Genomic DNA, 15,184 nt, shown 5'->3' with positions numbered 1-15,184 from the left:
AGAAGGCTGTCTATGGCAAAAATGACAAAAGACGAGCTGATTGCCAAAATAAAAGATGGCATTATTGTTTCCTGTCAAGCTCTGCCACATGAACCGCTTTATACTAATGCAGGTGGGGTTATTCCTCTTTTAGTGAAAGCGGCTGAACAAGGAGGCGCTGTTGGTATTCGAGCGAATAGCGTGCGGGATATTAAGGAAATTAAAGAGGTCACTTCGCTACCCATTATTGGTATTATCAAGCGAGATTATCCACCTCAAGAGCCATTTATTACCGCAACGATGCGAGAAATTGATGAACTGGCAGCTCTTGATATTGAAGTGATTGCTTTTGATTGTACAAAGCGGGAGCGGTTTGATGGTTTAAAGATTGTGGATTTCATCAAGCAAGTGAAGGAGAAATATCTTCATCAATTGTTCATGGCAGATGTGAGCACCTTTGAAGAGGGAACTGCTGCGGTAGAAGCGGGTGTGGACTTTGTAGGGACAACTTTGTCGGGCTACACTTCTTATAGTTTGCAATGTGAGGGGCCGGATTTTGATCTGATAAAAAATTTATGTGATGCAGGTTTGGATGTTATTGCGGAAGGAAAAATTCATTATCCAAGTGAAGCTAAAACGATTCATGACTTAGGTGTTAGAGGAATTGTAGTAGGTGGTGCCATTACGCGTCCAAAAGAAATCACAGAGCGTTTTGTTGCAGCAGTACGTGAAAATTAGGAACAACTCTATCCGTATAGAAGGATAAAACAAAAGGAGAAACAATATGAGGATGAAGAAAATACTTTGTTCGTTAGTTGCAGGAGCTGCAATTTTATCTTTGGCAGCATGTGGAAATTCAGGTGGTTCAAACAAGTCAGCTGATTCAGGTAATTCTTCTGGTAAGACAGAGATTACTTGGTGGGCTTTCCCAGTCTTCACGCAAGAAAAAGCAAACGATGGTGTTGGAACTTATGAAAAAGAAATTATCAAAGCATTTGAAAAAGCCAATCCAGATATTAAAGTGAAACTAGAAACAATTGATTTCAAATCTGGTCCAGAAAAAATCACAACGGCGATTGAAGCAGGAACAGCACCAGATGTCCTCTTTGACGCACCGGGTCGGATTATTCAATATGGTAAAAATGGTAAATTGGCAGAATTGAACGATCTCTTTACAAATGATTTTGTCAAAGATGTCAATAACAATCAAATCATTCAGGCCAGCAAAGCTGGTGACAAAGCCTATATGTATCCAATTAGCTCTGCGCCATTTTACATGGCATTGAACAAGAAAATGCTGAAAGAAGCTGGTGTATTAGACCTTGTTAAAGAGGGCTGGACAACTGCTGACTTTGAAAAAGTATTAAAAGCATTGAAAGCTAAAGGGTATACTCCTGGCTCGCTCTTCAGTAATGGTCAAGGTGGTGACCAAGGAACACGTGCTTTCATTGCTAATTTGTATAGTGGTTCTGTTACAGATGATAAAGTGACAAAATATACAACAGACAGTCCAAACTTTGTCAAAGGGCTAAATAAAGCAGTTAGTTGGATTAAAGATGGTTTGATGACAAACGGCTCTCAATTCGATGGTGGAGCAGATATTCAAAACTTTGCAAATGGACAAACTTCTTATACTGTTCTTTGGGCACCTGCGCAAAAAGGCATCCAAGCTAAACTCTTGAAAGCCAGTGGCGTCGAAGTTGTGGAAGTGCCATTCCCATCAGATAACGGAAAACCAGCTTTGGAATACCTTGTAAATGGTTTTGGTATCTTTAACAATAAAGATAAAAAGAAAGTAGAAGCTGCTAAAAAGTTTGTCAAATTTATTGCGGATGATAAAAAGTGGGGGCCAAAAAATGTTGTTCGTACAGGTGCCTTCCCAGTCCGTTCCTCATTTGGAAAATTATATAATGACAAACGGATGGAAAAAATCAGCACTTGGACAAAATATTATTCACCATATTACAACACGATTGATGGATTTGCAGAAATGAGAACACTCTGGTTCCCAATGTTGCAATCTGTTTCAAATGGCGATGAAAAAGTTGAATCTGCTTTGAAGACCTTTACAGAAAAAGCAAATAAAACCATTAAAAAAAGTAAAAAATAAATAATGTAACGATTTCCCTTTTTCTGTTGTTGGTTTCATAAAATAGGAAAAGGGAATTTTTTATCAAAAAGAGGAGGTCAGTATCTCCTCTAGCTAAATGAGGTGTTGAATGTGAAAGTGAATAAAATAAGAATGAGAGAAACGGTGATTTCCTATGCTTTTTTGGCACCAGTTCTATTATTCTTTATTGTCTTTGTATTGGCACCGATGGTGATGGGATTTGTAACGAGTTTCTTTAATTATTCTATGACTTCCTTTTCATTCGTTGGATTGGACAATTACTCGCGAATGTTTAAAGATCTAGTCTTTATTAAATCTCTCATTAATACGGTGATTATCGTTATTGGTTCGGTACCAATTGTTGTGTTGTTCTCTTTGTTTGTGGCTTCTCAAACCTATAGTCAGAATGCGATTGCACGGTCATTTTATCGGTTCGTCTTCTTCCTGCCGGTAGTAACAGGCAGTGTAGCTGTAACGGTTGTATGGAAATGGATTTACGACCCGCTGTCAGGGATTTTGAATTTCGTACTGAAGTCGGGGCATGTTATCAACCAGAATATTTCTTGGCTAGGAGATAAGCATTGGGCATTGATGGCGATTATTGTGATTTTGTTGACAACTTCTGTCGGACAGCCTATTATTCTCTATATTGCTGCTATGGGAAACATTGACAATTCATTAGTGGAAGCTGCGCGTGTTGACGGAGCGACAGAGCTGCAAGTTTTTTGGAAGATTAAATGGCCAAGTCTCTTGCCAACAACTCTGTATATTGCGATCATTACAACAATCAATTCCTTCCAATGTTTTGCCTTGATTCAGCTGTTGACATCCGGAGGTTCAAACTATTCAACCAGTACATTGATGTATTACCTGTATGAAAAAGCCTTCAAGTTATCTGAATATGGTTATGCTAATACCATGGGAGTATTTTTAGCTGTCATGATTGCTTTGATTAGCTTTGCCCAATTCAAGATTCTTGGAAATGATGTCGAATATTAAAGAAAGGAGAGACAAGATGAAACAGAAAAAAATCAGTGCCTTTACGGTTATTTCAACGATTATTCTATTGGTGTTGACCGTTCTCTTTGTTTTCCCTTTCTATTGGATTTTGACCGGAGCCTTTAAGTCTCAACCAGACACGATTGTCATTCCACCTCAATGGTGGCCTAAAATGCCAACACTAGAAAATTTTGAGCAGTTAATGGTGCAAAACCCAGCCTTGCAATGGATGTGGAATAGTGTCTTTATCTCGCTAGCGACCATGTTTTTGGTCTGCATTACATCTTCTTTAGCAGGTTATGTTTTAGCGAAGAAACGCTTTTATGGTCAACGAATCCTTTTTGCAACTTTTATCGCGGCTATGGCTCTGCCTAAACAAGTAGTACTGGTTCCTTTGGTCCGTATTGTCAACTTTATGGGAATTCATGATACACTAGCTGCGGTTATTTTGCCTCTTGTCGGTTGGCCTTTTGGAGTTTTCCTCATGAAACAATTTAGTGAAAATATCCCAACGGAATTGTTGGAATCTGCTAAGATTGATGGCTGTGGTGAAATTCGGACTTTTTGGAATGTAGCTTTTCCAATTGTAAAACCAGGTTTTGCTGCCCTTGCCATTTTTACCTTTATCAACACATGGAATGATTACTTTATGCAATTGGTCATGCTGACATCGCGGCAGAATCTAACGATTTCACTAGGGGTAGCAACGATGCAGGCTGAAATGGCGACCAACTACGGTTTGATTATGGCTGGTGCTGCTATGGCAGCTGTTCCGATTGTAGCTGTCTTCTTGGTATTCCAAAAATCCTTCACGCAAGGTATTACCATGGGAGCTGTGAAAGGATAAGGAGGCTGACCAAATGATTTTCGATGAATTGGAAAATCTCGCCCACTACAAAGGTATCCATTAGAATTTGGATTGTGCCATTGATTATCTCTTGACGCACGATTTAAACGATTATGATTCGGGACGGTATGAGATTGACGGAGAAAAAGCCTTTCTGTTTGTACAGGAAAATGAATTGAGTTCCGAAGTGACAGATGAATGTGAATTTCATCAAGATTATATGGATTTGCATTTTCTTTTGGAAGGGCATGAAGTCATTCAATATGGCACAAGAGTAAAAGAAGTAAGAGAATCGTATGATAAAAAGAAGGATATTGGGTTTGTGATTTGTGAGCAGCTCTATCCACTTTATTTGGACAAGCAGAATTTTGGCTGCATTTTTGCCCAACGAACCACATCAGCCCAATAGATTTGCTGCTAAAGGTGATAAGGTCAAAAAATGTGTCGTAAAAGTTTTGCTCAATGATTAAACTAGTTGATTAGGAGGTAGAACCATGGAAAAGAGAGGTTCTCAGTTAATACGAAGTATATTTGATACAGATAATTTCTTTATGAAAATATGTGAGAAAATATTAGATTTGGTGACTGTGAACCTCATCTTTCTTTTGTCTTGTCTACCGATTGTCACGATTGGCATTGCAAAAGTTAGCTTGTATCAGACCTTGTTTGCAATCAAGGGTGCACGTCGTGTAAAAGTCACAGCAACGTATGTGCAAGCATTTAGGAAAAATTGGAAGGTCGGTTTAAAACTTAGTTTGCTAGAGCTGCTGATTGTAGGAATCAGTCTATTTGACCTCCTGCTTTTTTGGAGGCAGGAAACCATGCCGTTTCAAATGTTAAAAGCAACCTGTATCGGCGTCATCATTTTTGCTAGTTTGCTATTTTTATGTGTCTATCCTTTGGCAGCTAAGTTTGAAATGACGGTAAAAGATCTCTTACAAACAGGACTGATCATGGTGAGTTTGCATTTTCTGTGGTTCTTTTTGATGATAGCCTTATTAGCTGTAATTGTCTTTTTCCTCTCTAGTTCAGGATTTGTATTGCTACTGGGCTTTACTCTTTTTGTATTAGTTGGCTTTGCAGCCTTAGTTTTTTTGCAATTGCCTATTATGGAAACTATTTTTAATAAGTATAAACGATAAAACCAATTAACTTGGAGAATAAAATATGAGAGATTTAAAAAAATATGAAGGGGTCATTCCGGCCTTCTATGCTTGCTATGATGATCAAGGCGAGATTAATCCAGAGCGCGTGCGAGCTTTGGTAGAATATTTTCTTGAAAAAGGAGTTCAAGGATTGTATGTCAATGGTTCATCTGGTGAATGTATCTACCAAAGTGTTGCTGATAGAAAATTGATTTTAGAAGAAGTCATGGCGGTGGCAAAAGGGAAATTAACTATTATTGCTCACGTCGCTTGCAACAACACCAAGGATAGTATGGAGTTGGCGCGTCATGCAGAGAGTTTGGGAGTGGATGCTATTGCGGCTATTCCGCCGATTTACTTCCGCTTGCCAGAATACTCGGTTGCCCAATATTGGAACGACATTAGCGCAGCTGCACCACAAACAGACTTTGTGATTTACAATATTCCGCAGTTGGCAGGTGTAGCTCTGACGCCGAGTCTCTATGCAGAAATGCTCAAAAATGAACGCGTGATTGGTGTGAAGAACTCTTCCATGCCTGTCCAAGACATTCAAACCTTTGCAGCACTTGGTGGGAAAGACCACCTCGTCTTTAATGGTCCAGATGAGCAATTCTTAGGCGGTCGCCTGATGGGAGCAAGAGCAGGTATCGGCGGAACGTATGGCGCAATGCCAGAACTTTTCTTGAAGCTCAATCAATTGATTGCGGACAAAGAATTGGAAAAAGCAAAAGAACTGCAATTTACCATTAATGCTATCATCGGGAAATTAACAGCTGCTCATGGGAATATGTATTCCGTCATCAAGGAAGTCTTGAAAATCAATGAAAATCTGAATATCGGCTCTGTCCGTTCTCCATTAACACCAGTGACAGGCGCGGATCGTCCGATTGTAGAAGAAGCGGCGCGCTTGATTTGTGCAGCTAAGGAAGCATTCCTATAATAGAAAAAGAGGTGGATTATGAGAAAATACATTGCCATTGATATTGGTGGAACAAATATCAAATATGGTCTGATTGATGATACCGACACCTTGCTGGAAGCGCATGAAATACCAACAGAGGCTCATAAAGGCAGTCCAGAAATTTTGCGTAAGGTGAAGGGGATTGTAGCAAGTTATTTAGAGCAGACTTCGGTTGCTGGGATTTGTATTTCCTCAGCTGGAATGGTCGATCCAGATAAAGGAGAAATCTTTTATGCTGGTCCTCAGATTCCGAACTATGCAGGTACTCAGTTCAAGAAAGTGGTAGAAGAAACATTTGCCGTTCCTTGTGAGATTGAAAATGATGTCAATTGTGCTGGCTTAGCGGAAGTTATGTCAGGAAGTGGCAAGGGAGCGAACATTGCGATTTGTTTGACGATTGGAACGGGTATCGGTGGCTGCTTGCTGGTGGATGGTCAGGTTTTTCACGGCTTTAGTAATTCGGCCTGTGAAGTCGGTTATGTGTATCTGCCAGACGGTGCTTTCCAAGATGTGGCTTCAACGACTGCCTTGGTCGATTATGTAGCAGAGCTTCACGGAGAAGATCCTACTATGTGGAATGGCCGCCGCATTTTCAAAGAAGCAACAGAAGGAAATACACTGTGTATCCAAGGAATCGACCGCATGGTCAATTATTTGGGGCAAGGGATTGCGAATATTTGCTATGTGGTCAATCCAGAAGTGGTGATTTTAGGTGGCGGCATTATGGGTCAAGAGGCCATTCTTCGTCCTCGAATTGAGGCTGCTATGAAAGCCTGTTTGGTGCCAAGTATTGCTGAAAAAACCAAGCTCGCTTTCGCTCATCATCAAAATGCTGCGGGGATGTTTGGAGCTTATTATCACTTTAAAAATAAACATCATTAACGAAAAGCCTTCTATAATGAAAACGAGCAAATCCTTAGTGAGGAGATGCTCATTTTTATTTGGTGCCTTATTTGTGTCGTCTGTAATAGCCGTTTAATTTTTGATTTTCCCAAAAGCTGTTGAAGATTTTTTCTTTTCTTTCTCGGTCAATTTCTAGGAAAAAGGCATAAAGGAGGTCGATCATAAGTAGCATAGGAAATTGTGCTGAAATGCGTAAAATATACTCTGGTTTGCTTTGAATGGCAACAGTGATGATTTCAGTGAAGGTTTCTTTGACTTTGTTGGGGTGCCCTGTTACTAACACCGTTTTAGCGCCCATTGCTTGAGCGTCGATGAGGCTGTTGATGATAGATTGCGTTCCTCCGGACAAAGAAAATCCAATAACCAAGCAATTTTCATCTAGGATACTGGTTGTCCAAGCAAAGCCGTCTTGATCTGTCAAAGCTTCGCAGATAACACCAATCCGCATGAAGCGCAATTTCATATCGCGTGCGACAAGACCAGAGCTTCCCGTTCCAAAGAAATAGACGCGGTCAGCTGCTTCAATAAGATTGGCAACGCGTAGCAATTTGTCTTCATCAACCAATTCCTCAGTTTGTTGACGGATTTGAGCATAGTTTCGTAGAACTCTACGAGATAGGTCGTTTTGTAAATGTTCTGTTTGCTCAATACTACCTTGCAATTGGTGAATATATTGAAAATTAAACTCTCTATAGCCTTTAAATCCGCATTTTTTTGCAAAGCGAGTCAATGCTGCTTGGGAGATGTAGAGAGTTTTCGCAACTTTTTGTGAGGAAAGATCGTCGTAGATACTAGAAGGGTTTAAAAAGTAGTTTGCAATCCGCTTTTCTAACTCGGTCATACTATCAAAATGGCTTTCAATCCTCGCCATGATACGTTGCGTATTTTTCATACAAACACTATCTCCATTGCATTACTATATAACAATTTGTTATTTATGTAGTTATATTATAACATGCTTTTTTAAGATAAGGCTGGATTGGAATTGTAAATTTATTGAAAGATTTTATCGAAGTGATGTGTAAACCAAATTAATGATATAATAAATGTAAGCGCATAAATGAGGAGGTTGATTTAAAAAATTAGTAGTTGATAGATCTTGTCTCCAACGACTAATAAAAAACTATTTGACATTCAATTTCACAAAAGAAAATTTAAATGGGGGTTGAATATAATGTAATAAAGCTAAATCTTCATTTCGGACTTTTCCAATTATAGTCTGTCGTTCGTCTAATGGAAGGTTGCAAAGACAAATTTCTAATTCTTTTTCATAGCGTAAAAATTTTTCATTGGCAATGACAATATCGCCGAGATATCGTTGCCGAATTGTTCCTGATAGCTTAAATTGCTTTAGTTGTTGCCGCGAATAAGCCGCTCGAATAACATAATCGCTACTATCTAGTCGATTTTCAAAAATCATATGATACAAGGGAGAAGGGACAGCGGCTTCTAATGGAATAACCTCTTTTGCTAGGAAAGAAAATTTACTTAGTGAGGAGGCCGAGAGTGCATTGTCCCCTATACAAATGTAGTCGCATTCAGCAGCTACTAAGCATTCAAGAGCAGCTTGCAGAGGTTTTATATGGCGCTGTTCTTCAATAGTTGGCAAACCTTCAAAAATCGGTAATCTTTTTATTTCTCCTGGAATAAACGCAACAACAGGGATATTATACTGGTGTAATTGCTGATTGAATTGTTTCACTTTGTGAAGGCTCAATCCTGTATATGGTTTGGGGTAATAATTATGGCAGGCAATTAACTGGCTTGTTTTTAGTCCCTGTATTTTTAGACGACTGATTTTTTGAGATGTAAGAGTGGATGCATTCAAAACAATTTTAAAATGATTTGATAATATTACGATCTCAGAATCAATAATGCCATCATCAATCCGCAGGGCAACAATTCCGAGTTTCTTTAATCCATCAATTCCGAAGCTATCTAAAACTTGACGATTAATATCTACAAAGGTATGAATAGAATGTTTCTGACATTCTTGAAGCAGTGGACGTATTTTATTCGATTGGTCTGCCTCTTCAAGAAGATTTAATGATGTGAAAGCAAATGAGAAACCTGCCTTTTTATAATCTCTTATCCACTGTTTGCTGTCTTCTAAATTGTTGGATGTATAAAGGGAAAAGCCTAAAGAAGTGTTAAACATCTGGTCAGTTGTATATTGCATTGATTCGCTCCTCGTCCACACCAAAGAACCAGGTGATTACAAAGCCAGCTAAGTAGGCACCAAGCATTGCAATAACAAATTGGATTTGTGTACCAGGCACCATTATTAACAAACCAAATAAGCCTGATACCCCTTGAGTGACAGTACCTAAGTGGAATAATACAGCTAAGATACCACCAAAGCCAGAACCAAGACATGCTGTGATAAATGGCTTCCCAAGAGGTAGAGTGACAGCGTACATTAGTGGTTCACCAATTCCTAGTATTCCAACTGGTAAAGAGTCGCGCGTGATTTGTTTTAATTTTTTGTTTTTCGTTTTCAGATAAAGAGCAAGACCTGCCCCCACTTGTCCGCCCCCAGCTGTCATTAAAATTGGAAGTAGATAGTTAATCCCTGATGTTGGTCCAGATGGATTGTTAAGGAGAACATGGATAGGGGTGAGTGCTTGGTGTAGTCCTACTGAAACAAGAGGTAAAAATCCTGCTGATAAGAGATAACCTCCAAGGACACCTAATTTTTCATAGAAGAAGTTTAAAGTAGTAAAAATACTTCCCGTAATCAACTCACCAAGTGGTTGAATGATCAGCAAAGCTAAAAACCCACCAATAATGACTGTCAGCAGTGGTGTGAGAAATGTATCAAGAAAATCTGGCATAAATTTTCTGATGGTGCGTTCTAAATAAGCAAATAAAATACCGCCAAATAAAGCCGCTAATAACCCACCGATTCCGGTTGAATAAGCTTTGTTTACAAGAGGAAGTAAAATCCCTTTTGTTAGTAATGGCATAGAGGGAACACTTACATACATAGCGCCAGCAATTGCACCTAAAATTGGGCTACCTTTAAATTCTTTTGCAGCATTCATGCCAACAAAGATTGGTAGAAACGTAAATAATCCCCAACTCATTGTCCGAATACATTGATACCACCATGCCATGGCAAAGGCATTTCCCGTTGAAACATTGATGATGTTGGTGATGCCATTAATCATTCCTGCAGCGATGATTCCTGGTAATAAAGGGATGAAAATATTGGCTATTTTTTGCAAAAAGCGTTGTAGTGGTTTGTCATGCTTCTGCTTATTAGCACTTTTATTTATTTTGGTGAGATTTTCAACATCGATAGTTTCGTCTATGCTTCCGAGAGGAAGATGAGAGAGTTCCGCAAATGCTTGAGCTACTTTAGTAACAATGCCAGGCCCAAAAATAATCTGCAAAGTATCCGCTTCTACAACTCCTAAAACGCCATCAATTTTCTTTAATTTTTCAATGTTAGCCAATTCAGGGTTTTTAAGTCCTAGTCTTAACCGAGTCATGCAATTGGCATTACTTTTTATATTATTGGATCCGCCAACATTGTTTAAAAGTTCAGTTGCCACTTGTTCAACATTCATGGGTATTCTCCTTTTCTTGTAATAAAGTCTCAATAGACAGCGCAATGTTTTGGTGATTTTCAAGTAACATATTTTCCGCTTGCTCTGTAGTTAAATGACCTAGTTGCATCAAAATCGCAAGTTTTACGTTTCCTTTCGCTTTTTCAAATATATCTCTTGCTTCCTGTGAGTTGGCACCGGTTGTTTTCTGAATAATTCTCTGGGCTCTTTCCACAAGTTTTTCATTTGTTGGTTTCACATCAACCATATAACCTTTATATATTTTACCAAGACGGATCATGCTAGTAGTAGAAATCATATTTAAAATTAATTTTTGTGCAGTTCCTGCTTTCATTCTACTTGATCCAGTGATTATTTCCGGACCGACTAAAACCTCTATGGGATAATTTGAAATAGTAGAAATTTCGGCATTTTTTACACAGGAGATGGAACCTGTTTGGGCATTTTGCTCATGGGCATACTTGAGTGCTGCTGTTACATAAGGCGTCCGACCTGAAGCTGTTAATCCGATAACCATATCTTTATCTGATAATTTGAGCTTACTTAAGTCTATTTTAGCCGCTTGCCTATCATCTTCTGCTCCTTCTTGAGCAAGGTGAATAGCTCTGTTTCCTCCTGCTATAATCCCTTGAACTAAGTCAGCTTCTACTCCATAAGTAGGCGGACATTCTGAAGCATCTAAAATTCCTAAACGTCCAGATGTCCCAGCTCCTACATAAATGATTCTACCTCCTTGCTGCAATTGAGAAATAGTAGCATCAATTAAGTTATTAATTGCCGGTAGGGCTTGTGCTACTGCTAAAGGTACTTTTTGATCCTCTCGATTGATATAAGATGTAATCTGTTTGGTAGTCATTTTTTCAATCTCGAACGAATCAGGGTTTGCTTGTTCAGTATTGAGCTGGTCAATATCCATTTATAAGCTCCTTTCATTTTTGTAAACGATTACTTCAATCATATTATAAAACAAAAGTTATAAAATTTCAATATTTATCCAAAAAAATGTAAAATAGTAACAAAGGAAGTGAAATTATATGGCAATCATACATAATCAAATAAGCGGTTTAACAAAAGCAGAACAAAAGTTGTTAAACTATATAGAAAAGAACCTTTTGCACATTGAAGAATTAACTATTCGGAATTTAGCAGAACAAGCAGAAGTGTCGACTGCTACAGTGAGTAGATTGGCGAAAAAATTCGGCTATTCAAATTTTGCTAAGTTTAAATTAGAATTATCAAAAACCAAGTATGATAATTTGTATAATGGTAGTATTCTGTCCAATGATAGTTTGAGTGATTTAGTGCTAAAATTAGCAAGTTCTTACACAGAATCAATCAAGCAGACAGTGGAGCTTCTAAAAATCGAAGAGCTGGAACAAGCGAGTACTTTACTAAATCAAGCAAGTAAAATTTATCTGTTTGGGGTAGGTGCATCCGGAACAGTATGTAGTGATTTTTATTATAAGTTAAATAGGATTGGAAAAAACTGTGTGTATGTCCAGGATAGTCATGTTCAAATGGCCAGTATTGCTTCAGCAAGTAGTAAAGATTTAGCAATTGGAATAAGCTATAGTGGATTGACAAAGGAGGTTGTTGCTCCACTACAATTTGCAAAAAAACAAAGAGTATTCACGATTGCCATTACAGGTGTTGGGATAAATCCGCTGACGCAGTTAGGGGATCTTGTATTTCGTGTCCCTAAACATGAACAAGAGTTGAGAGTGGGAGCTATTGACTCTAGAAACAATACTTTATTTTTAACAGACCTGCTGTATCTTGCTATGATTCAAAAGGATAGTGAGCAGTTAGGAAGGTTATTAGAAGATACACAATTATTAACCAAGTCTTTGAAATATTAGACGATAATTAGGCTATTTGTGCCATCATTGTAAAAGATTGTTATTGATGGATGCATTAAGATATAAAAATTACTGAAGGAATAATTGTTTTTGACATTAGAGAATCTAGGGGTAAATATTAGATTCTTTATTTTAACTAAAATAAGCAAGAGAAGAGGGCTAAAATATTTGACTATTCAGATAGTCAAATATTTTAGGTTATTTTTTTGCTATGATGCCGTATTTTGAGTAAGTGGTTGTGATGGAGAATTAACGAAGCTTTCAGAAATGATACAAGCAGATGAAAAGTAAAAGGAAATAAGACTAGTCTAACAAATGGTAGTGTTTCGTGTAAAATAATTCTTGTTTGCAAAGAAAAGGAATAAAACTCTGTGACGAATGATTTGAAAATGTGTTATAATTTACACAAGTAAACGTTACAGCCATTGTATGATACAAAGGAGGTGCAAGATATGATGAACGCTACTCTTGAGCAAATGCAAGAAATTGAACGAGCAGCAGATGAAGTGCTAGCTGGTTATCAACATCAGATTCGGGAGTTGCAAAACCAAGCTGCCAGCGATTTGAAGCAACTAGGGCGAGTCTATGATGAAGAAAAACAACAGTTGCTTATTGAGTTAAAGGAACAATCTGAAAAAGAGATTGTTAGCTTGACACAAGACTTGGAAAAAACGAGACAAGAGAACGAAGAAAAAGCCCAAGCGGCTTTGTCAAATAAAAAAGAGGTACTGCTGCAAATGATTGTGGACAGGGTGGTAGAAAAATATGGCCATTAGTCACATGCAAGAGTTGTCGTTGCTATTGCCAAAAGATTTGTTGGATGATGTCCTCTCCTATTTGCAAAATCTCCAATCGGTTGAAATTCAGGATTTGCAAGCAAAAGAGACTTGGCAGGGAGCTTTTGAGCAAGAGTTGGTGTGGAATCCTGATAAGTCTTTCTCGGAACATCTTCAAACTTTGACTCGGCGACAGGAAAAACTTGCCAATATGATTGAACGTTTGCAGGCGTTTGTGCCCAAGAAAAAATTACTGGAGTCGTTAAAGGAAGCGCCTTTGGAAATAACGTTTGTGGATTTAGAGCAAGCGGGGCAGGCGCGTGATGAAGAAGCGCTTCTTGCCAATATTCAGCAACAATTTCAAGTGTTGGCAAGAGCACAAGAAGTCAAAGAAACGGCTCAGTCGGAAGTGGCGGAGTTGGAAAAATGGGCAAGTTTAGACGTTACTCCAGTAGCACTTAAGCAATTTAAACATCTTCGTGCGTTTGTGGGAAGCATTCCAAGCAATGAGAACAATCAGCTCAATGCTCGATTACGGGACTATCCTAATCTAGAAGTCCAAGAGATTTTTACCAGTACCACAGAAAGTGGAATTCTTGTGCTATGTAAAGCAGAAACAGCTAAGGAAATGCAAGCATTCTTGACAGAGCTTGGTTTCAAACCTTTTGAATATGCTTTTGAAGAATTACCAAAAGAGCGTTTGACATCGTTAAAAAAAACGATAAAGGAGCAAGAAACGGTTATCAGCTCAACGCAAACGCAGCTTGCAGCTTCCAGTAAGGAACTGCAACAGCTCAAGCTTCAATTGGACTATATTTTGAATCTCACCTCTCGCCAAGAAATCAAGGGAGATCTTGCCAGTACGCAGAATTTGGTTGCTTTAGAGGGCTGGATTGAGCAAGAGCAGATAGAAGATTTGAAAATGGGTCTTGCGCAACAATTTGGTGGGGCTGTCTTGCTTCAAATCCATGAAATGACGGTGGCTGATCGACAGCGAGTCCCGACAAAACTTAAAAATAATGCTCTGATTGAGCCCTTTGAGCTGGTGACAGAGATGTATTCGCTGCCGAAATACGAAGATAAAGATCCAACGCCCGTTGTTTCGGTCTTCTACTTTATCTTTTTTGGCATGATGGCGGCTGATATTGGCTATGGTCTGTTGCTTTTTGGCGGAACGACTTGGGCTTTGAAGACTTTACATGTCAAGCCAAGTCTAGCAAAGAATTTACGCTTTTTTAGAATTTTAGGAATTGGCGTTGCACTCTGGGGAGTGATTTATGGTTCTTTCTTTGGCTTCAAATTGCCTTTTGCGCTCATTGATACTAGCACAGATGTGATCACTATTTTGATTATTTCGGTCGTGATTGGTTTTGTGACAGTCATGACAGGACTTTACCTCAGTGGCAAAAAGAATATTCGCATGAAGGATTATGCGGCAGCTTATAATTCGGGTTTTGCCTGGATGTTGATTCTCATCGGGTTGGCTTTGCTAGCGGCGGGACGACTGTTCCCAGCTCTTGCTATGGTCGGCTTTATTGGGCAATGGCTGGCTATTGTAAATGCTGTGGGCATTGTACTGGTTTCTATTATCAGCGCTAAAAGTTTGAAAGGCTTGGGTCCTGCACTATTTAATCTATATAATATCAGCAGCTATGTGGGAGACTTGGTGAGCTTTACGCGACTTATGGCTTTGGGGCTTGCTGGTGCAAGCATTGGCTCAGCTTTTAACTTAATTGTTAGTCTCTTTCCACCTTTTGCTCGCTTCAGTATTGGCATTGTGTTGTTTCTCGCCCTTCACGGTATCAATATGTTTCTCTCCTTTTTATCAGGCTATGTGCACGGAGCGCGTTTGATTTTCGTTGAGTTTTTTGGGAAATTCTATGACGGTGGCGGAAAAGCTTTTAAACCTTTGAAGCCAGTAGAGAAATATGTCCACTACAAAAAATAGCACAGCTAAATTATTTTAGCAACTCAGCTAGAAGTTTTATGTCATTGACAAAATAACCAAATAAATAATATTTACTATTAGAAAT

At 38.7% G+C, this 15,184-nt stretch carries 14 protein-coding genes and 1 pseudogene; 11 read left to right on the top strand and 4 right to left on the bottom strand.

The features are described 5' to 3' along the window. The first annotated feature begins 12 nt into the window (after positions 1–12). The 8 genes and pseudogenes from ANG_RS00235 to ANG_RS00200 all read left to right on the top strand — a co-directional run bounded on the left by ANG_RS00235 (position 13) and on the right by ANG_RS00200 (position 6,923). Positions 13–717 (top strand): N-acetylmannosamine-6-phosphate 2-epimerase, encoded by a 705-nt coding sequence (locus tag ANG_RS00235; protein ID WP_025271526.1) that lies wholly within the window; start codon positions 13–15, stop codon positions 715–717. A gap of 46 nt (positions 718–763) precedes the next feature. Further along, positions 764–2,089, top strand: coding sequence for an ABC transporter substrate-binding protein (locus ANG_RS00230; protein ID WP_003037061.1), 1,326 nt, complete (start codon positions 764–766; stop codon positions 2,087–2,089). A 111-nt stretch (positions 2,090–2,200) separates the two neighbouring features. Next, complete coding sequence (locus ANG_RS00225) at positions 2,201–3,088, top strand: carbohydrate ABC transporter permease (protein ID WP_025271525.1); 888 nt, start codon at positions 2,201–2,203, stop codon at positions 3,086–3,088. A 16-nt stretch (positions 3,089–3,104) separates the two neighbouring features. Next, complete coding sequence (locus ANG_RS00220) at positions 3,105–3,935, top strand: carbohydrate ABC transporter permease (RefSeq protein ID WP_003036967.1); 831 nt, start codon at positions 3,105–3,107, stop codon at positions 3,933–3,935. A 67-nt stretch (positions 3,936–4,002) separates the two neighbouring features. Then, positions 4,003–4,405 (top strand): annotated as a pseudogene (locus tag ANG_RS00215) (YhcH/YjgK/YiaL family protein). Positions 4,406–4,429: 24 nt separating this feature from the next. Further along, positions 4,430–5,077 (top strand): YesL family protein, encoded by a 648-nt coding sequence (locus ANG_RS00210; protein ID WP_003037025.1) that lies wholly within the window; start codon positions 4,430–4,432, stop codon positions 5,075–5,077. 25 nt (positions 5,078–5,102) lie between these two features. Continuing rightward, positions 5,103–6,020 carry a dihydrodipicolinate synthase family protein gene (locus ANG_RS00205; RefSeq protein WP_003036904.1) on the top strand — a complete coding sequence of 306 codons (918 nt, stop codon included), beginning with the start codon at positions 5,103–5,105 and terminating at the stop codon, positions 6,018–6,020. Between the two features lie 18 nt (positions 6,021–6,038). Then, entirely contained in the window at positions 6,039–6,923 is an 885-nt protein-coding gene (locus ANG_RS00200) for an ROK family protein (protein ID WP_003036920.1), read from the top strand. Positions 6,924–6,990: 67 nt separating this feature from the next. Here the strand turns inward: ANG_RS00200 and ANG_RS00195 are convergent, their stop codons facing one another. From ANG_RS00195 to murQ, 4 genes are all read right to left on the bottom strand, one after another. Continuing rightward, positions 6,991–7,836 (bottom strand): MurR/RpiR family transcriptional regulator, encoded by an 846-nt coding sequence (locus ANG_RS00195; protein ID WP_003036926.1) that lies wholly within the window; start codon positions 7,834–7,836, stop codon positions 6,991–6,993. A gap of 231 nt (positions 7,837–8,067) precedes the next feature. Beyond that, positions 8,068–9,123 carry a MupG family TIM beta-alpha barrel fold protein gene (locus ANG_RS00190; RefSeq protein ID WP_003036992.1) on the bottom strand — a complete coding sequence of 352 codons (1,056 nt, stop codon included), beginning with the start codon at positions 9,121–9,123 and terminating at the stop codon, positions 8,068–8,070. Further along, positions 9,107–10,516 carry a PTS transporter subunit EIIC gene (locus tag ANG_RS00185; RefSeq protein ID WP_003037038.1) on the bottom strand — a complete coding sequence of 470 codons (1,410 nt, stop codon included), beginning with the start codon at positions 10,514–10,516 and terminating at the stop codon, positions 9,107–9,109. The genes ANG_RS00190 and ANG_RS00185 overlap by 17 nt, the downstream gene beginning before the upstream one ends. Then, positions 10,506–11,432 carry an N-acetylmuramic acid 6-phosphate etherase gene (gene murQ, locus ANG_RS00180; RefSeq protein WP_003037041.1) on the bottom strand — a complete coding sequence of 309 codons (927 nt, stop codon included), beginning with the start codon at positions 11,430–11,432 and terminating at the stop codon, positions 10,506–10,508. The genes ANG_RS00185 and murQ overlap by 11 nt, the downstream gene beginning before the upstream one ends. Before the next feature lie 118 nt (positions 11,433–11,550). Between murQ and ANG_RS00175 the strand changes: the two genes are divergently transcribed. The 3 genes from ANG_RS00175 to ANG_RS00165 all read left to right on the top strand — a co-directional run bounded on the left by ANG_RS00175 (position 11,551) and on the right by ANG_RS00165 (position 15,099). After that, complete coding sequence (locus tag ANG_RS00175; RefSeq protein ID WP_003037052.1) at positions 11,551–12,375, top strand: MurR/RpiR family transcriptional regulator; 825 nt, start codon at positions 11,551–11,553, stop codon at positions 12,373–12,375. Positions 12,376–12,827: 452 nt separating this feature from the next. After that, a complete protein-coding gene (locus ANG_RS00170; RefSeq protein ID WP_003036914.1) occupies positions 12,828–13,151 on the top strand; it encodes a hypothetical protein in 324 nt (107 codons plus the stop codon). After that, positions 13,141–15,099 (top strand): V-type ATP synthase subunit I, encoded by a 1,959-nt coding sequence (locus ANG_RS00165; protein ID WP_003036912.1) that lies wholly within the window; start codon positions 13,141–13,143, stop codon positions 15,097–15,099. Before ANG_RS00170 ends, ANG_RS00165 begins: the two co-directional genes overlap by 11 nt. The last annotated feature ends 85 nt before the right edge of the window (positions 15,100–15,184 follow it).

Origin of the sequence: Streptococcus anginosus subsp. whileyi MAS624 (assembly GCF_000478925.1) — a bacterium.
Lineage (GTDB): Bacteria > Bacillota > Bacilli > Lactobacillales > Streptococcaceae > Streptococcus > Streptococcus whileyi.
Note: the sequence above shows the minus strand (reverse complement) of the source record. Positions and strands in the feature narration are given on the sequence as shown.